The organism is Micromonospora sp. A3M-1-15 (assembly GCF_024213425.1).
Taxonomy (GTDB): domain Bacteria; phylum Actinomycetota; class Actinomycetes; order Mycobacteriales; family Micromonosporaceae; genus Micromonospora; species Micromonospora chersina.
Window position 1 is genome coordinate 1,036,910 of the sequence record NZ_JANAVK010000002.1, and the last position, 15,604, is coordinate 1,052,513.

Sequence of the window (15,604 nt, forward strand, 5' to 3'; positions counted from 1 at the left end):
AGGGGGCGACGATGACCGAATCAGTACGCCGCGACGCCAGTCCGGAGCAGCGGGTGACCGAGTGGGACGGCGATCACGCCCGCACCCAGGACGTTGACGGTGAGCTGCTCGGGGTGGACCCCGCCGACCTCGGCGACGAGGACCTGATCCGGGAGGTGCAGAGCCTGCACCGCACCCGGCTCGACACCCTCCGGCACGCCACCGACTCGGCGCTCGCCAACCACCTGCGGCGCACCGCCGAACTGGAGACCGAGTACCTGGCCCGGCACCCGGGCCGGGAGGTCGACCCGAGCCGGCTGCGGGACGCCTGATGGCCAGCCACGCCGAGCGCGGCATGTCCGCGCCTCCCGAGGTCGTCTTCAACACCGCCACCGACCCCGACCGGTCGGCGGCCTGGCTGCCCGAGGAACTGCGCCGCTCCGGCGCGCACCGGGTCGAGGTGGTCGACGCCGAGGACATGCGGGCCCGCTGGAGCTCCGAGTCCGCCGGCTGGTCGGCGGACATCGACGTCGAGCCGGCCGACGCCGGAGGCGCCCGGGTCCGGCTGGACCTCGACGGGACCGACCACGGGATGGCCGACGAGATCCTGGCCAGCCTCGCCCGCGAGGTGGCCGACAACCTGACCGCCGGCTGAGCCGGCGCTGGCACGATGACCGAGGAGGCCGGGTTGACCGGGAGTGGCCTGAAGCAGAAGGTGGCGCGGCTGCGCCAGGCGTACGCGCCGCACGAGCACCGGCCGCTGGGCGGCTACCTGGTGGCGATGGGCACGTACGGCGCGGTCACCGCGTCGCTGGTCGGCCTGGTCAAGGCGACCGGCCGCCCGGTGCCGGAGCGGCCCGCGCCCGGCGACGTGGTGCTGCTGTCGATCGCCACCCACAAGCTGAGCCGGCTGCTCTCCAAGGACGCGATCACCAGTCCGCTGCGCGCGCCGTTCACCCGCTACGACCATCCGATCGGCAGCGGCGAGGTGATGGAACAGGTCCGCGACCAGGGCAGCCCGACCCGGCACGCGCTCGGCGAGCTGGTGAGCTGCCCGTTCTGCCTGGCCGTCTGGGTCGCCACCGGCCTCACCGGCGGGCTGGTGCTGGCTCCCCGCCTGACCCGGCTGGTCGCCACCGCGCTGACCGCGGTGGCCGCCTCGGACTTCCTCCAGATGGGGTACGCGGCGGCGCAGCAGGCCGCCGAGGGCGGGCACCACGAGGACTGACCCCACGACGGAGAAGGGGGCCGGCGCGTCGCGCCGGCCCCCTTCGCGTTCCGGTCCGCTCAGGTGGGGGTGGTGCCGTGGTCCTCGCCGGCCCAGCCGCGCGACGCCTCGGGCTCCCGCTCCTCGCGGTCCTCGCCGGTGATGATGTCGTCGGCGACCGCGGTCTCCTCGTGCTCGTTGGCGAAGTCGGGCTCCGGCAGCGTGTCCATGCCCTCGGGGGGCTGGCCGAGCGCCGGGGGGTGCTCGCGTTCCTCGTTGCGGTCGGTCATCGCGCTGTCCTCTCCGTCCTCGGGCCGCCTCCGCAGAAGGCTCAGGCCACCGTCCCGCCGAGCAGGTCGGCGGCCTCGTCGACCGCGTACTCGCCCTGCGGCAGGGCGGCGATCCGGGTGAGCAGCTCGGCGGGCAGCTCGGCGGCCACCGCCCGACGGTAGATGTCCGCCTGACTGATTCGCTCCTGGCCGTGGTAGATGTCGTCGAGCAGTTCGTCGAGCGGCCGGGTGTCCGGCTGCTCGGTCACGGGCGCGTCATCGGTCACGCCGGTCAGCTACCCCGGCCCGAATCGGTCAAACCCCCCGGGTCGACCCCTCGGTCACGACGTGGTGGCGGGGAGCGTGGCGCGACGGGCGCGGACGGCGGCGGCGAGGTGGTCGAGGACCTCGGCGGTGGTGTCCCAGCCGATGCACGCGTCGGTCACCGACTTGCCGTACTCCAGTTGACGGGTGGGGTCGAGGTCCTGCCGGCCGGGCTGGAGGAAGCTCTCCAGCATGATGCCGACGATGCCGCGCTGGCCGGCGGAGAGCTGGGCGGCCACGTCGGCGGCGACCAGCGGCTGGTTGCGGTGGTCCTTGCCGCTGTTGGCGTGGCTGGCGTCGACCACCACCCGCTCGGGCAGCCCGGCGGCGCGCAGCAGGTCCAGCGCCCCGGCCACCGACTCCGCGTCGTAGTTGGGCCGGCCACCGCCGCCGCGCAGCACCAGGTGGCCGTCGGCGTTGCCCCGGGTGTGCATGATCGCCGGCGTGCCGGAGACGTCGATGCCGGGGAAGACGTGCGGGACGCCGGCCGCCCGGATCGCGTCCACCGCGGTGCCGATGCTGCCGTCGGGGCGGTTCTTCATGCCGATCGGCATGGACAGGCCGGAGGCGAGCTGGCGGTGGACCTGGCTCTCCACGGTCCGCGCGCCGATCGCGCCCCAGGCCACCGTGTCGGCGATGTACTGCGGGGTGATCGGGTCGAGGAACTCGCAGCCCACCGGGAGACCCAGCCGCACCACGTCGAGCAGGAGCGCCCGGGCGGTACGCAGGCCGGTGTTCACGTCGCCCGAGCCGTCCAGGCCCGGGTCGTTGATCAGGCCCTTCCAGCCCACGGTCGAGCGCGGCTTCTCGAAGTAGACGCGCATCACCACGAGCAGGTCGTCGGCGAGCCGGTCGGCCGCGTGGCGCAGCCGGGCCGCGTACTCCAGGGCGGCGGCGGGGTCGTGCACCGAGCAGGGGCCGACCACGACCAGCAGCCGGTCGTCGGCGCGGTCCAGCACCCGGCCGACGGCACGTCGACCGGCCACCACGGCCTCGGCGAGGGACTCCTCGAGCGGCAGGTGGTGGTGCAGCAGGGCCGGGGTGGTCAGCGGCACGACACGGTCGATCCGCTGGTCGATGACCCGATGGACGTCCGGGGTCGTCGTCACGGTGGGGTTCCTTCCGCCGACCGTGCCCGGGGCCGGCGCCCGGGATCGAGCCGGCTGCTCGTACGCGAAAGGGCAGGGAATGATCCCTGCCCGGCCGGCTCTGAGAGGAGTGACGTCAGCTCATGGTTGAGTCACCGGCTCCTCCAGCCGGCTGCCTAAACCATCGATACGACCGCGTCACGCCCGCCAGCGTACCCGACGGGAGGGGTGGGACTCACCCGCTCGTCGGGTAAGCCGTGCCTCATGTTAACCCCGGTCGATGGAACGGGGGGTAACTCCAGTGGCACGGCACGTGTCCGCCGGCCGTCCACGCGGGTGATCGCCCGACTTGGTCGATGATCCATCCCGAATGGCGGGAGTTCGGCGGCCGCCGGGGCCGCTTTGGGTGCGCGAATACCGCCGGAACTGATCTGCCGTGTGTACCGCATCCTGGGAAGCGCGGGGTTCCGCCGGGGCCTGGCGGGGGTATGAGGACGGCATGAGCCACCACCAGAGCGACCAGGACCGGATCGAGTCCCGCGCCCACCTGCTGCCCGAGGAGGCGGCGGTGGGCAGCGAGGACCCGGAGGCGCAGGCCGACGCCATCCTCACCGAATCGGACATCCGGGAGGAGGACCGGAACGCCGCCCCCGACACGGTGCTGGAGCACCGGACCTCCGAGCAGACCGTCACCCCCGTCGAGCCTCCCGACTGAGCCGGGCGCCCCGGCCCCGCCGGGACCCCCGGTAGGTGGTGTCCCGCAACCAGGCCAGCGGACCGGCCACCCGCAGGCCCGGCGGCACGTTCCCGATCGGGTCGAAGGCCAGCGCGGCGTCCTCCCGGGCGCCGCGCCGGCCGTCCAGCCGCACCTCGCCGAACGGCCGCCACGGCCCGACCGCCGAGGCCACCGCGAGCACCAGTCGCGGCCCGTCGTCGCCGCCCGCCGCCGGAAGCTCGGCCAGCCCGCGACCCAGCTCCGGTGAGTCCGGGTCGGCCAGCACGGCCAGGTACAGCCGCCGCCGGCCGGCCCGGAAGGACATGATCGAGGTGTACGTCCCGGTGAAGCCCCGCCGGGGCAGCGGCAGGTGACGCAGCACCGGCGCCGCCCCGCTGGAACTCGCCAGCAGGTCCACCGGCGGCTCCGGGTCACGGTGCAGCCGGATCCCCACCCCCAGCACGTCCGGCCAGCTTCCCGGGGTGGGCACCCCCTTGGACAGCCGGACGGTCGCCGGCCACCGGCCGGGCAGGTCGAGCAGCGGCACGCCGGTCGGCGGGCCCGGCGTACCCCAGATCAGCACCTCGGCGGAGAAGGTGCGGCCGGCGGGATGCAGCAGCCGGGCGTGCCGGAGCCGGGCCAGCGCGGCGGCGGCGCGTTCGACCGCGGACGATGCGGGGGAGGCCATGTCCGGCGAGTACCCCGGCGCGCGGCGACGATGCTCCCCGCACGTCACCTTTCCGCCCGCGAGATCGGATAGCGTCGTGCCATGCCCGACAGCGGTTACCCCTGGCCGATCGAGACGACCCGACTGGACAACGGTCTGCGCGTGGTGGTGAGCGAGGACCGCACGGCACCCGCGGTCGCCGTGAACCTCTGGTACGACGTGGGATCCCGCCACGAACCCGAGGGCCAGACCGGCTTCGCCCACCTCTTCGAGCATCTGATGTTCGAGGGCTCGGTCAACGTGGCGAAGACCGAGCACATGAAGCTCATCCAGGGCTCCGGCGGCTCGCTCAACGCCACCACCAACCCGGACCGGACCAACTACTTCGAGACGGTCCCGGCCGAGCACCTGGAGCTGGCGCTCTGGCTGGAGGCCGACCGGATGGGCGGGCTGGTCCCCGCGCTGACCCAGGAGACGCTGGACAACCAGCGCGACGTGGTGAAGAACGAGCGCCGCCAGCGCTACGAGAACGTGCCCTACGGCGACGCCTGGCTGCGGCTGCTGCCGCTGCTCTACCCGCCCGGGCACCCCTACCACCACGCCACGATCGGCTCGATGGCCGACCTGAACGCCGCCGACCTGGCCACCTTCCAGGCGTTCCACAGCACCTGGTACGCGCCGAACAACGCCGTGCTCACCGTGGTCGGCGACACCACCGCCGCCGAGGTGTTCGCGCTGGCCGACAAGTACTTCGGCGCCCTGCCGCCGCGCGACGACATCCCGGCCGCCCCGGACGGGCGCACGGTCCCGGCCGGCGGCGGCCCCGGGGTGGAGACGGTCACCACCGACGTACCCGCTCCCCGGGTCTACGTCGCGCACCGCACCCACCCGTTCGGCACCCCCGGCTACGACGTGACCACCGTGCTCGCCACCGTGCTGGGCAGCGGCCGGGGCAGCCGTCTCTACCAGCGCCTCGCCGACGGCGAGCGGATCGCCCAGCCGGACCTGGTCGGGGCGTACGGGGTGGACCTGGCGCACGGCCCGGCGCCGCTGATCGCCACCGCCACGGCCCGCCCCGGGGTGTCCGGCGACCGGCTGCGCGAGGGGCTGACCGAGGTGGTCGACGAACTGGCCACCGTTCCGGTGACCGCCGCCGAGCTGGACCGGGCCAAGGCGCTGCTCAGCACCATGTGGTGGCGGCAGATGTCCACGGTGGACGGCCGGGCCGACACCCTCGGCCGGTACGCCACCCAGTTCGGCGACCCGGCCCGCGCCGGCGAGCGGCTGCCCGCCTGGCTGGCCGTCACCGCCGAGCAGATCGCCGAGCAGGCCGCCGAGCTGCTCGGCGCGGCCGACCGGGCGACCCTGACCTACCTGCCCGAGGAGACCTCATGACGCTGATCGCCACCCGTCCCGGCCCGGGCGCCGCCCGCCCGTACCGGTTCCCGCAGGTGGTCCGCCGGTCCGCCGCCGGCGGGCAGGTCGTCGCCGCGCACCTGCCCGGGCAGAACCTCGCCGTCGCGCTGCTGCTGCTCGACGGCGGCGCCGGCCGCGAGCCGGTCGGCAAGGAGGGGCTCGGCGGGGTCCTCGCCAAGGCGCTGGAGGAGGGGACCGCGCAGCGGGACGCCACCGCGTACGCCCTGGCCATCGAGGCGCTCGGCACCGAGCTGGTGAGCGGCCTGGACTGGGACTCGTTCCAGGTCAGCGTGCAGGTGCCGGTGGACCGGCTGGGCGCGGCCGTGGAGCTGCTCACCGAGGCGGTGCGGACGCCGAAGCTCGACCCGGCCGACGTGCGGCGGGTCCGCGACGACGAGGCGACCGCGCTGCGGATGGACTGGGCGACCCCGGGCCCGCGGGCCGACGCCGTGCTGCGCGCCGACCTGTTCGGCGCGGACAACCGCTGGGGCCGCCCGTTGTACGGCGACCCGGAGAGCGTGGCCGCCCTGGACGTGGACGACGTGACCGTCTTCCACTCCGAGTGGTTCATCCGCCCCGGCACGCTGATCGTCGCCGGTGACCTGGACCGGATCGACCTCGACGCGCTCGCCGCCACCGTGTTCACCGGGGCCGGCGGGGCGCCGGCGGACAAGGGCGGCCCCATCGAGGTGGCGCTGCCGGAGCGGCGGCGGATCATCCTGGTCGACCGTCCCGGCTCGGTGCAGTCCACGCTCCGCCTCGGGCACCCGTCGCCGCACCGCGCCCACCCGGACCACGTGCCCATGACGCTGGCCGGCACGGTGCTCGGCGGGGCGTTCACCTCCCGGCTGAACCACCTGATCCGCGAGGTGCGCGGCTACACGTACGGGATCCGGGGCGACTTCGCCTCGTCCCGCCGGTTCGGCCGGTTCGCCATCAGCTCCGGCGTGCAGACCGCGGTGACCGCCCCCGCCCTGGTCGAGGCGGTCGGCGAGGTGTCGCGTACCCGGCTGACCGGGGTGACCGAGGACGAGCTGGCGGTGGCCCGCTTCTGGCGGGCCGGCCAGCTCTCGGTCGAGCTGCAGAGCCCCCGGGCCATCGCCTCGGCACTGACCACCCTGGTCGTGCACGACCTGCCGGACGACTACCACGCCCGGCTGCGCGAGGCGCTGCTCGCCGCGACCGTCGAGGAGGTCTCCGCGGCGGCCGCCGCCCACCTGCACCCGGAGTCGCTCACCCTGGTGGTCGAGGGCGACGCGGCGGTGATCCGCGACGAGCTGGTGGCCGCCGGCCTCGGCGAGGTGGTCGACCACGCCGCCTGACGTGTCGGGCCGGCGCTCGCCGGCCCGCGCTGTGGCGGTGTCGGCCGGCCGGGGACACCGCCACAGCGGGACGTCGATGTGATTCCCGTCGCGTCCCGGCTCGCGTGTGTGCCGGCCGGTGGACGCGAATGCTGCGGTCCGGCACCCCGACGGCGGGCGATTCTCCGCCCATGGCCCACCGTCGGGTGGTGTCGTTGCAGGTCGACGGCCCGATCGGCGAACGGCGTGGCGGGCGGCGCCCGGCCCGCGCGCTGGGAAAGGCTTCCCGCCGGCCCCGCCCGGCTGGGTAGCCTCGCGGGCATGAGGATCGGCATTGTGGGGGCCACCGGCCAGGTCGGTGGCGTGATGCGGCAGGTGCTGGCGGAGCGCGACTTCCCGGCGGAGCAGGTGCGGCTGTTCGCCTCGGCCCGGTCGGCCGGGCGCGCGCTGCCCTGGCGCGACGGCGAGGTCACCGTGGAGGACGCGGCCACGGCCGACTACCGGGGCCTGGACATCGTGCTCTTCTCGGCCGGCAAGGGCACCGCCCGGGAGCTGGCCCCTCGGGTCGCCGAAGCGGGCGCGGTCGTCATCGACAACTCCTCGGCGTTCCGGATGGACCCCGAGGTGCCGCTGGTGGTCGCCGAGGTCAACCCGCACGCCGTCGCCAACCGGCCCAGGGGCATCGTGGCCAACCCGAACTGCACCACGATGGCCGCCATGCCGGTGCTGCGCCCGCTGCACCAGGAGGCCGAGCTGGTCAGCCTGGTCGTCGCCACCTACCAGGCCGTCTCCGGGGCCGGCCTGGCCGGCGTGGCCGAGCTGGACGAGCAGGTCCGCAAGGTCGCCGAGCACGCCGCCGGGCTCGCCTTCGACGGGTCGGCCGTGGAGTTCCCCGCGCCGCGCTCGTTCGCCCGCCCGATCGCCTTCAACGTGCTCCCGCTGGCCGGCTCGATCGTCGACGACGGCTCCAACGAGACCAACGAGGAGCAGAAGCTGCGCAACGAGAGCCGCAAGATCCTGGAGATCCCCGGGCTCAAGGTCTCCGGCACCTGCGTGCGGGTGCCCGTCTTCACCGGCCACTCCCTCCAGATCAACGCGCGCTTCGCCCGCCCGATCACCCCGGCCCGGGCCCGCGAGCTGCTCGACGGCGCGCCCGGCGTGGCGCTGCGCGACGTGCCGACCCCGCTGGAGGCGGCCGGGCAGGACCCCACGTACGTGGGGCGGATCCGGTCCGACGAGACCGTCGAGCACGGCCTCGCGCTGTTCTGCTCCAACGACAACCTGCGCAAGGGCGCGGCGCTCAACGCCGTGCAACTCGCCGAACTGGTCGCCGCCGAGCGGCGCTGATCCCGGTTCCCGCGTGCCCGGCGGGTGGCCGGGCACGCGGGCCGCAGATGCGGTGAGATGGGGGACGACCACACCAGTCGACGGCGGGAGACCCCATGGCGGACGAGCGGACCCGACAGGCCCTGACCGACCTCATCGCGAGCCGGTGGCTCGGCGTGCTCGCCACCCTCAAGCGGGACGGCCGGCCGCAGCTGTCCACCGTGGTCTACTCCTTCGACCGGGACGCCGGGCTGATCCGGGTCTCGGTCACCGACGGCCGGGCCAAGACCGCCAACCTGCGCCGCGACCCCCGGGCCAGCTTCCACGTGAGCAGCGAGGACGGCTGGGCGTACGCCGTGGCGGAGGCGCGGGCCGAGCTGACCCCGGTGGCGGAGCGGCCGGACGACCCGACCGTCGAGGAACTCGTCGGGCTCTACCGGGCGGTGCAGGGCGAACACCCGGACTGGGACGACTTCCGGCGGGCCATGGTGGCCGAGCGCCGGCTGGTGCTCCGCCTGCACGTCGAGCGGGTCTACGGGATGCCGCCGCGCGGCTGACCGGCGTCGGGTCGCCTCCCCGCGACCGCGCGGCGTTACCTCGGCCGTGGCGCCGGGTAGACCGCCGTGCCGACACCGAGAGGGGAGCACCATGACAACGGTCGGAGAGTTCATGACGACCCGGTTGGTGACGATGGACGGCAGCGACACCCTCACCGCCGCGGCGCAGGAGATGCGGGACAGCGCGATCGGCGACGTGGTGGTGACCGATGGCGACAACGTGGTCGGCATCATCACGGACCGGGACATCACGGTCCGGGCCGTTGCCGAGAACATGGATCCCAACACCACCCGGCTCAACCAGATCACCACCAAGGACGTGGTGACGGTGAGCCAGTACGACGACGCGGTGGCCGCCGCCGACCTGATGCGCACCTACGCGGTCCGCCGCCTGCCGGTGATCGACGACGGCCGCCTGGTCGGCCTGGTCTCCATGGGTGACCTGGCCGTGGAGCGGGAACCCCAGTCGGTGCTCGCGGACATCAGCGCCGACGATCCGAACAACTGACCGTCCGCCGCGGTGACGCCGGCCCCCGGTTCGGGGGCCGGCGTTCGCGCTGCCCAGGGTGCGGAGGCCGGGCGCGCGACTCACCCGAACCGGGCGAGGTTGACCGCCCACCCGGCGGGGACCCGTCCTCGGACGTCGGAGGCCGCGGATCGCGGGAGGAGTCGCCCGGATGGACACGACCACGAGATTCTTCGAGGAACTGGACCGGCGAGGGTTCGAACCGCTGCTGGCCAAGACCTCCGGAACTCTCCGGTTCGACCTGCACGAGGGACCGCAGACCACGCACTGGCTGCTGGAGATCGACCGGGGAAACCTCCGGGTCCGCCAGGAGGACCAGGAGGCCGACACGGTGGTGGGGACCGAGCCCCGGCTCTTCGGTGAGCTGGTCAACGGCGAGGAGAACGCCATCGCGGCGCTGCTGCGCGGCGACATGACGGTCTCCGGCGACCTGCGCCTGGTGTTGCAGCTCGAACGCATCTTTCCCGGTCCGCCGGACTCCCGGGGGCCGCGCCACTCGTTCCAGAGGAGGGCCGCCTGATGGCCGCGAGCAACACCATCCGGATCCTCGACGGGAACACCTTCGTGGTCTCCGAGGACACCGGTGACATCGAGGCCACGCCGAGCGAGCCGACCGGCCTCTTCTCGATCGACACGAGGTTCCTGTCCAAGTGGGTGCTGACCGTCAACGGCGAGCGCCTCAACGCGCTCTCCTACGACGACCTCCAGTACTACGAGGCCCGCTTCTTCCTGGTGCCGGGGCTGGCCACGCACTACATCGACGCCAAGTTGTCGATCATCCGGGAGCGGGCGGTGGGCGGCAGCTTCCGGGAGACGCTGACCATCCTCAACCACGACGAGAAGGCGGTGGACCTGGAGATCCGGATGGAGGCCGGCGCCGACTTCGCCGACCTGTTCCAGGTCAAGGACGAGATCCTGAACAAGAAGGGCGAGACCTACGCCGAGGCCGAGTCCGACCGGCTGCGACTCGGCTACCGGCGGGGCAACTTCCGCCGCGAGACGATCATCGCCGCCTCCCGGCCGGCCCGCTACGACCGCAACGGGTTCGCCTGGAGCATCCACCTCGAACCCAACGAGCAGTGGGACACCGCCATCGACGTGCAGACCCACGCGGTCGGCCCGGGCGGGCGGGACCTGCGGATGGGGCTGCAGGCGCACGGCACCGAGCGGCTTGCCCTCCAGCACGACCTGGAGCAGTGGATCGCCAAGGCGCCGAAGGTCAACACCGAGCACGAGCAGTTGGCCTCGACGTACCGGCGCTGCCTCATCGACCTGGCCGCGCTGCGGTTCTCGCCGCTGTCCCTCGGTGGCCAGACGCTGCCGGCCGCCGGCCTGCCCTGGTTCATGACCATGTTCGGTCGGGACAGCATCTTCACCTGCCTGCAGGTGCTGCCGTTCGCGCCGGGGATGTCGAAGACCACCCTGCGCATCCTCGGCGCGTTGCAGGGCACCCGGTTCGACGACTTCCGCGACGAGGACCCGGGCCGGATCCTGCACGAGATGCGCTACGGCGAGACCGCCGCCTTCGAGGAACAGCCGCACTCGCCGTACTACGGATCGGTGGACGCCACCCCGCTGTTCCTCGTGCTGCTCGACGAGTACGAGAAGTGGAGCGGCGACGTCGCGCTGGTCAAGGAGCTGGAACAGGAGTGCCGGGCCGCCCTGAAGTGGATCGACGACTACGCCGACCTGGTCGGCAACGGCTACATCTGGTACGAGCGGCGCAACACCGACACCGGCCTGGAGAACCAGTGCTGGAAGGACTCCTGGGACTCCCTCTCCTACTCCGACGGCACGCTGCCGCCGTTCCCGCGCGCCACCTGCGAGGTGCAGGGGTACGCGTACGACGCGAAGATGCGGGCCGCCCGGCTGGCCCGGGAGTTCTGGGGCGACCCGGCGTACGCCGACCAGTTGGAACGCGAGGCGGCGCAGCTGAAGGAGCGGTTCAACCGGGACTGGTGGGTCGAGGACGGCGGCTACTACGCCCTGGGGCTGGACCCCAACGGCCGGCAGTGCGACGTGCTCAGCTCCAACATCGGCCACCTGCTGTGGAGCGGCATCGTGGACGACGACCGGGCGGCGCAGATCGCCGCGCACCTGGTGGGCCCGCGGCTCTTCTCCGGCTGGGGGGTGCGCACCCTGGCCGAGGGTGAGGTCCGCTACAACCCGATCGGCTACCACAACGGCACGATCTGGCCGTTCGACAACTCCTTCATCGCCTGGGGGCTGCGCCGGTACGGCTTCGCCGAGGAGGCCGCCACCATCGCCAACGGCATCCTGGACGCGGCGCGGTACTTCGACGGGCGCCTGCCCGAGGCGTTCGGCGGCTACCAGCGGGAGCTGACGAAGTTCCCGGTGGAGTATCCGACGGCGTGCAGCCCGCAGGCCTGGTCGACCGGGACCCCGCTGCTGCTGATCCGGACCATGCTGGGGCTGGAACCGCACGAGGGGCACCTCGCCGTGGACCCCCGGCTGCCGGTCGGCATGGGGCGGATCGAGGTGCTGGACATCCCGGGCCGGTGGGGCCGGGTGGACGCCTTCGCCCGGGGCCGGATCGACCTGCACAACATGGTCGACTGACCGGCCCGGCAACCGGCGCCGCCGAGCCCCCGGGGCCGGCGGCGCCGCCGCGCGGTCAGTGCCCGGGCAGCAGCGTGTCGCCGTGCGCCTCGCCGCGGGGGAGCAGGCAGAACTCGTTGCCCTCCGGGTCGGCCAGCACGGTCCACCGGGGCAGCTCGCGGACCACCGTCGCGCCCGCCTCCAGCACGGCGGCCCGCTCCTCGGCGTCGCCCACCAGGTCGAGGTGGATGCGGCCGGGGCCGGGCAGGTCGGCGACCGGGCTGATCCAGACGTCGGGCCGGCGGCCGGCGGGGTCGCGCAGCAGCACCGACTCGTCCGGCTCCAGGGACCGGTCGGCGATCTTCCCCCGATCCTCCTCGACCACGGGCAAACCGGTCACCGTGCTCCAGAACGGGGCGAGCAGGTAGGGGTCGCGGCAGTGGATGACGATCGCGGCGAGGTCGGGCATGCCCTGCACCGTAGTCGGCTCAGGCCGGCGGCAGGACGGTGTCCAGGAACGTGGCGGTGACCGCCCGGATGTCGGGGCGGGCCAGGTCGAGCGCGTGCCCGCCGTGGGTGAGCCAGAGGTGCGCCGGGTGGCCGGCGGCGAGCAGCCGGCCGGCCAGGTCGACCGACTGGGCGGCCGGCACCGCGGCGTCGTCGCGGCCGTGCACCAGCAGCACCGGCACGCCCGAACCCAGGTGGCCGGCGACGGTCGCGTCGGCCGTCGCCGGGTCGCCCGCGGCGGGCGGGTGGCCCAGCAGGTCCGCCCAGGGGTCGTCGTTGCGACGCAGCCGCCGCCACTGCGCGTCCAGCGGGTCGACCGGCGCCCAGTACGCCAGCACCGCCCGGACGTCGCCGGGCCGGTCCACCCCGCGCAGGCCGAGGTGCAGGGCCAGCATGGCGCCGGCCGAGTCGCCGCCGACCAGCAGCGGCAGCCCGCCCGCTTCGGCCCGGGCGGCCCGCGCCGCGGCGCGTACGTCGTCGAGTTGGGCCGGCCAGTGGGCCTCGGCCGCGAAGCGGTAGGTCGCGGGCACCACCCGCAGCCCGAGCGGGGCGAGGGCGGCCCCGTCCTCCTCGGAGCGGGCCCGCCACCCGCCGCCGTGGATCCAGAGCAGTACGCCGCGATCGGTCATCCGGCCATGGTGGCCGCTGTCCCCGCCCCTCTGCCACCCGATCTGCCGACGGCAGAGCGAGGCGACTTCCGCCCCTACGGTCCGGTAACCTACTCGGGGTAAAGTTGGCGGATGCCGGAACTCGTGTACCCGCCCGTGATCCTCGCCGCCAAGACGATGTTCCGCGCCCTCGACCTGCGCCTACGCGTGGAGGGCAGCCACCACGTGCCGCGCACCGGCGGGGCGGTGCTGGCCTCCAACCACGTCAGCTACCTCGACTTCATCTTCTCCGGGTTCGGCGCGCACGAGTCCCGCCGCCTGGTCCGGTTCATGGCCAAGGACGCCGTCTTCCGGCACAAGGTCTCCGGCCCGCTCATGCGCGGCATGAAGCACATCCCGGTGAACCGGGCCGCCGGCGCCGGGTCGTACGCCTCGGCGGTGGCCGCGCTGCGCCGCGGCGAGGTGGTCGGCGTCTTCCCGGAGGCGACGATCAGCCGTTCCTTCACCGTGAAGGAACTCAAGAACGGCGCGGCCCGGATGGCCCAGGAGGCCGCCGTGCCGCTGCTGCCGGTCGCGCTCTGGGGCACCCAGCGGCTGTGGACCAAGGGCCGGCCGCGCACCCTGACCCGCCGGCACACCCCGATCACCATCCTGGTCGGCGAGCCGATCGACCCGGCCGCGTACCCGGACGGCAACGCCCTGACCGCCGAGCTGCGCACCCGCCTCACGGCGCTTGTCGACCAGGCCCAGCGGGAATACCCGGACCAGCCCGCCGGCCCGGACGACTCCTGGTGGCAGCCGGCCCACCTGGGCGGCACCGCGCCCACCCCGGAGCAGGCGGCCGAGCTGGACCGCCCCGGTCGCCGCACCCCCACCTCCTGATCCGCGCGCCGCGACCGGGCGTGGTCGGTCGTGGCCGGATCGTTCCGCAGCCGGGCATGATGGTGCCTGCCGGCCGGGCGCCCGCCCGGCCAGGATCGAGACCATGAGCAGAGCAGCACTCGTCGTCATCGACGTCCAGGAGTCCTTCCGGCAGCGTCCGATCTGGGCCCACGCCTCCCAGCCGGACATCGTCGACCAGGTGAACCGGCTGGTCGACGCGGCCCGCCGCCGGGGCGACCTGGTGGTCTGGGTCCTGCACGCCGAGCCGGGCACCGGTGGCGTCTTCGACCCGGCTCTCGGGCACGTCCGGCTGATCGACGGCCTCGCCCCCGCGGCGGGGGAGCCGACGCTGGTCAAGACCTCGCACAACGCCTTCACCACCACCAACCTCCAGCAGGTGCTCACCCTCGCCGGGATCCGCGACGTGACGGTCTGCGGCATCCGCACCGAGCAGTGCGTGGAGACCACCACCCGGGTCGGCTGCGACCTCGGGTACGAGATGACCTTCGTGACCGACGCGACCGTCACCTTCCCCACCCCGCACCGGGACCTGCCGGCCGACGCCCCGCTGGAGCGGATCCTGGCCGACCCGCGCACCCTGTCCACCGCCGACATGGTGGCCCGCACCGAGTACGCCCTGGCCGGCCGCTTCGCCACCGTGCGCACCGTCGCCGAGGTGACGAACGCCGTCCCGGTCGGCGCCTGATCCACATGGCCCGGGTCGCCTTCCTCATGGTTCCGCAGCTGCACCTGCTGGACCTCGCCGGGCCGGCCCAGGTCTTCTCCGCCGCCGCCGATCTCGGGTACGACTACCGCCTGCACTACGTCGCCGCCACGCCCGACGTGCCGACCGTGCAGGGGGTGACGCTGCGGGCCACCCTCGACTGGCCCGCGCTGGACCGCGACGACCTGGTGGTCGTACCCGGATGGCGGTTGTCGGCGCACGGCCCGGCCGGGCCGGTCGGGCCGGACGAGCTGCGGCGGCTGGCCGACCACCACGCGGCCGGCGGCACCGTGGCGAGCGTCTGCGCGGGCGCCTTCGCGCTCGCCCGGGCCGGCCTGCTCGACGGGCGGCGCTGCACCACCCACCACGACGTGCAGGACGAGCTGGCCCGGCGGCACCCGGCGGCCCGGGTGGTGCGCGACGTGCTCTACGTGGTCGACGACCGGGTGGTCAGCTCCGCCGGCATCGCCAGCGGCATCGACGTGGCGCTGCACCTGATCGCCGCCCGGCACGGCTCCGCGGTGGCCGCCCGGATCGCCCGCACCCTCGTCGTGTACGCCCGGCGCAACGGCCACGAGCAGCAGGCCAGCGCGATGATGCGGTACCGCTCGCACCTCTCCGACGCGGTGCACCGGGCGCAGGACCTGATCGACGGGCACTACGCCGAGCCGCTGCCGCTGGCCGAGCTGGCCGCCGCCTGCGGTGTCGCCGAGCGCACCCTGAGCCGGCTGTTCCGGCAGGCCACCGGGCTGACCCCGCTCGGCTACCAGCAGCTGCTGCGGGTGGAACGCGCCGAGCACCTCATCGGGCACGGCGCCACCGTGGAGGCCGCCGCCCGCGCCGTCGGCTTCACCGACGCCCGGATGCTGCGCCGGCTGCGCGCCCGGGGCCGACCCGACCCGGCCACGCTGCGACTGGCCGGCTGACCCCCGGGCAGCGGCTCGCCCGG

General features: G+C 74.1%; 20 protein-coding genes. 14 read left to right on the top strand and 6 right to left on the bottom strand.

Annotated elements, in window-relative coordinates; genetic code table 11:
* Window positions 1–11: 11 nt before the first annotated feature.
* Genes NLX85_RS14630 through NLX85_RS14640 form a run of 3 tightly spaced genes read left to right on the top strand, consistent with a single transcriptional unit; the run spans window position 12 to window position 1,207 of the window.
* Window positions 12–311 (top strand): DUF6158 family protein, encoded by a 300-nt coding sequence (locus NLX85_RS14630; protein ID WP_254335328.1) that lies wholly within the window; start codon window positions 12–14, stop codon window positions 309–311.
* The gene (locus tag NLX85_RS14635; protein ID WP_254335330.1) at window positions 311–634 is read left to right on the top strand and encodes a hypothetical protein; all 324 of its coding nucleotides are present in this window, start codon (window positions 311–313) and stop codon (window positions 632–634) included. Before NLX85_RS14630 ends, NLX85_RS14635 begins: the two co-directional genes overlap by 1 nt.
* A gap of 33 nt (window positions 635–667) precedes the next feature.
* Window positions 668–1,207 (top strand): DUF1360 domain-containing protein, encoded by a 540-nt coding sequence (locus NLX85_RS14640; protein WP_374628083.1) that lies wholly within the window; start codon window positions 668–670, stop codon window positions 1,205–1,207.
* A gap of 59 nt (window positions 1,208–1,266) precedes the next feature.
* Here the strand turns inward: NLX85_RS14640 and NLX85_RS14645 are convergent, their stop codons facing one another.
* Genes NLX85_RS14645 through NLX85_RS14655 form a run of 3 tightly spaced genes read right to left on the bottom strand, consistent with a single transcriptional unit; the run spans window position 1,267 to window position 2,888 of the window.
* Entirely contained in the window at window positions 1,267–1,476 is a 210-nt protein-coding gene (locus tag NLX85_RS14645) for a hypothetical protein (protein WP_254335334.1), read from the bottom strand.
* Between the two features lie 41 nt (window positions 1,477–1,517).
* The gene (locus tag NLX85_RS14650; RefSeq protein WP_256566920.1) at window positions 1,518–1,751 is read right to left on the bottom strand and encodes a hypothetical protein; all 234 of its coding nucleotides are present in this window, start codon (window positions 1,749–1,751) and stop codon (window positions 1,518–1,520) included.
* 45 nt (window positions 1,752–1,796) lie between these two features.
* The gene (locus NLX85_RS14655; RefSeq protein ID WP_254335335.1) at window positions 1,797–2,888 is read right to left on the bottom strand and encodes a 3-deoxy-7-phosphoheptulonate synthase; all 1,092 of its coding nucleotides are present in this window, start codon (window positions 2,886–2,888) and stop codon (window positions 1,797–1,799) included.
* Window positions 2,889–3,366: 478 nt separating this feature from the next.
* Here NLX85_RS14655 and NLX85_RS14660 point away from each other — a divergent pair, with 478 nt between their 5' ends.
* A complete protein-coding gene (locus NLX85_RS14660) occupies window positions 3,367–3,582 on the top strand; it encodes a hypothetical protein (protein WP_254335337.1) in 216 nt (71 codons plus the stop codon).
* Here NLX85_RS14660 and NLX85_RS14665 read toward each other — a convergent pair.
* Window positions 3,557–4,270 (bottom strand): phosphodiesterase, encoded by a 714-nt coding sequence (locus NLX85_RS14665; protein ID WP_254335339.1) that lies wholly within the window; start codon window positions 4,268–4,270, stop codon window positions 3,557–3,559. The two genes, NLX85_RS14660 and NLX85_RS14665, sit on opposite strands and share 26 nt — an antisense overlap.
* A gap of 81 nt (window positions 4,271–4,351) precedes the next feature.
* On the opposite strand from NLX85_RS14665, the gene NLX85_RS14670 reads away from it, so the two are divergent.
* From NLX85_RS14670 to NLX85_RS14700, 7 genes are all read left to right on the top strand, one after another.
* Complete coding sequence (locus NLX85_RS14670; RefSeq protein WP_254335340.1) at window positions 4,352–5,644, top strand: pitrilysin family protein; 1,293 nt, start codon at window positions 4,352–4,354, stop codon at window positions 5,642–5,644.
* Window positions 5,641–6,987 carry a pitrilysin family protein gene (locus tag NLX85_RS14675; protein ID WP_254335341.1) on the top strand — a complete coding sequence of 449 codons (1,347 nt, stop codon included), beginning with the start codon at window positions 5,641–5,643 and terminating at the stop codon, window positions 6,985–6,987. The genes NLX85_RS14670 and NLX85_RS14675 overlap by 4 nt, the downstream gene beginning before the upstream one ends.
* A gap of 300 nt (window positions 6,988–7,287) precedes the next feature.
* The gene (locus NLX85_RS14680) at window positions 7,288–8,313 is read left to right on the top strand and encodes an aspartate-semialdehyde dehydrogenase (protein WP_254335342.1); all 1,026 of its coding nucleotides are present in this window, start codon (window positions 7,288–7,290) and stop codon (window positions 8,311–8,313) included.
* Window positions 8,314–8,408: 95 nt separating this feature from the next.
* On the top strand, window positions 8,409–8,849 hold the full coding sequence (locus NLX85_RS14685; RefSeq protein ID WP_254335343.1) for a PPOX class F420-dependent oxidoreductase: 441 nt from the start codon (window positions 8,409–8,411) through the stop codon (window positions 8,847–8,849).
* A 91-nt stretch (window positions 8,850–8,940) separates the two neighbouring features.
* Window positions 8,941–9,357, top strand: coding sequence for a CBS domain-containing protein (locus tag NLX85_RS14690; protein ID WP_254335344.1), 417 nt, complete (start codon window positions 8,941–8,943; stop codon window positions 9,355–9,357).
* A gap of 169 nt (window positions 9,358–9,526) precedes the next feature.
* Window positions 9,527–9,895, top strand: a complete 369-nt coding sequence (locus NLX85_RS14695; protein WP_254335345.1) for an SCP2 sterol-binding domain-containing protein — start codon at window positions 9,527–9,529, stop codon at window positions 9,893–9,895.
* Entirely contained in the window at window positions 9,895–11,955 is a 2,061-nt protein-coding gene (locus NLX85_RS14700; protein ID WP_254335347.1) for a glycogen debranching N-terminal domain-containing protein, read from the top strand. The genes NLX85_RS14695 and NLX85_RS14700 overlap by 1 nt, the downstream gene beginning before the upstream one ends.
* A gap of 55 nt (window positions 11,956–12,010) precedes the next feature.
* On the opposite strand, the gene NLX85_RS14705 is transcribed toward NLX85_RS14700, so the two are convergent.
* Complete coding sequence (locus NLX85_RS14705; protein WP_254335349.1) at window positions 12,011–12,403, bottom strand: VOC family protein; 393 nt, start codon at window positions 12,401–12,403, stop codon at window positions 12,011–12,013.
* A gap of 19 nt (window positions 12,404–12,422) precedes the next feature.
* Window positions 12,423–13,070, bottom strand: a complete 648-nt coding sequence (locus NLX85_RS14710; RefSeq protein WP_254335351.1) for an alpha/beta hydrolase — start codon at window positions 13,068–13,070, stop codon at window positions 12,423–12,425.
* Between the two features lie 111 nt (window positions 13,071–13,181).
* Between NLX85_RS14710 and NLX85_RS14715 the strand changes: the two genes are divergently transcribed.
* The 3 genes from NLX85_RS14715 (at window position 13,182) to NLX85_RS14725 (ending at window position 15,581) form a co-directional block, all read left to right on the top strand.
* Complete coding sequence (locus tag NLX85_RS14715) at window positions 13,182–13,931, top strand: 1-acyl-sn-glycerol-3-phosphate acyltransferase (protein ID WP_254335353.1); 750 nt, start codon at window positions 13,182–13,184, stop codon at window positions 13,929–13,931.
* A gap of 103 nt (window positions 13,932–14,034) precedes the next feature.
* Window positions 14,035–14,637: an isochorismatase family protein gene (locus NLX85_RS14720; RefSeq protein ID WP_254335354.1), complete on the top strand. Its 603-nt coding sequence runs from the start codon at window positions 14,035–14,037 to the stop codon at window positions 14,635–14,637.
* A 5-nt stretch (window positions 14,638–14,642) separates the two neighbouring features.
* Window positions 14,643–15,581, top strand: a complete 939-nt coding sequence (locus NLX85_RS14725) for a GlxA family transcriptional regulator (RefSeq protein WP_254335355.1) — start codon at window positions 14,643–14,645, stop codon at window positions 15,579–15,581.
* The last annotated feature ends 23 nt before the right edge of the window (window positions 15,582–15,604 follow it).

Excerpts from the sequence above, each read along its gene's own strand:
- NLX85_RS14690 (WP_254335344.1), top strand. The coding sequence starts at position 8,941 with ATGACAACGGTCGGAGAGTTCATGACGACCCGGTTGGTGACGATGGAC.
- NLX85_RS14675 (WP_254335341.1), top strand. The coding sequence starts at position 5,641 with ATGACGCTGATCGCCACCCGTCCCGGCCCGGGCGCCGCCCGCCCGTAC.
- NLX85_RS14645 (WP_254335334.1), bottom strand. The coding sequence starts at position 1,476 with ATGACCGACCGCAACGAGGAACGCGAGCACCCCCCGGCGCTCGGCCAG.
- NLX85_RS14695 (WP_254335345.1), top strand. The coding sequence starts at position 9,527 with ATGGACACGACCACGAGATTCTTCGAGGAACTGGACCGGCGAGGGTTC.
- NLX85_RS14715 (WP_254335353.1), top strand. The coding sequence starts at position 13,182 with ATGCCGGAACTCGTGTACCCGCCCGTGATCCTCGCCGCCAAGACGATG.
- NLX85_RS14680 (WP_254335342.1), top strand. The coding sequence starts at position 7,288 with ATGAGGATCGGCATTGTGGGGGCCACCGGCCAGGTCGGTGGCGTGATG.
- NLX85_RS14665 (WP_254335339.1), bottom strand. The coding sequence starts at position 4,270 with ATGGCCTCCCCCGCATCGTCCGCGGTCGAACGCGCCGCCGCCGCGCTG.
- NLX85_RS14670 (WP_254335340.1), top strand. The coding sequence starts at position 4,352 with ATGCCCGACAGCGGTTACCCCTGGCCGATCGAGACGACCCGACTGGAC.
- NLX85_RS14710 (WP_254335351.1), bottom strand. The coding sequence starts at position 13,070 with ATGACCGATCGCGGCGTACTGCTCTGGATCCACGGCGGCGGGTGGCGG.
- NLX85_RS14635 (WP_254335330.1), top strand. The coding sequence starts at position 311 with ATGGCCAGCCACGCCGAGCGCGGCATGTCCGCGCCTCCCGAGGTCGTC.
- NLX85_RS14700 (WP_254335347.1), top strand. The coding sequence starts at position 9,895 with ATGGCCGCGAGCAACACCATCCGGATCCTCGACGGGAACACCTTCGTG.
- NLX85_RS14725 (WP_254335355.1), top strand. The coding sequence starts at position 14,643 with ATGGCCCGGGTCGCCTTCCTCATGGTTCCGCAGCTGCACCTGCTGGAC.
- NLX85_RS14630 (WP_254335328.1), top strand. The coding sequence starts at position 12 with ATGACCGAATCAGTACGCCGCGACGCCAGTCCGGAGCAGCGGGTGACC.
- NLX85_RS14660 (WP_254335337.1), top strand. The coding sequence starts at position 3,367 with ATGAGCCACCACCAGAGCGACCAGGACCGGATCGAGTCCCGCGCCCAC.
- NLX85_RS14720 (WP_254335354.1), top strand. The coding sequence starts at position 14,035 with ATGAGCAGAGCAGCACTCGTCGTCATCGACGTCCAGGAGTCCTTCCGG.
- NLX85_RS14705 (WP_254335349.1), bottom strand. The coding sequence starts at position 12,403 with ATGCCCGACCTCGCCGCGATCGTCATCCACTGCCGCGACCCCTACCTG.
- NLX85_RS14685 (WP_254335343.1), top strand. The coding sequence starts at position 8,409 with ATGGCGGACGAGCGGACCCGACAGGCCCTGACCGACCTCATCGCGAGC.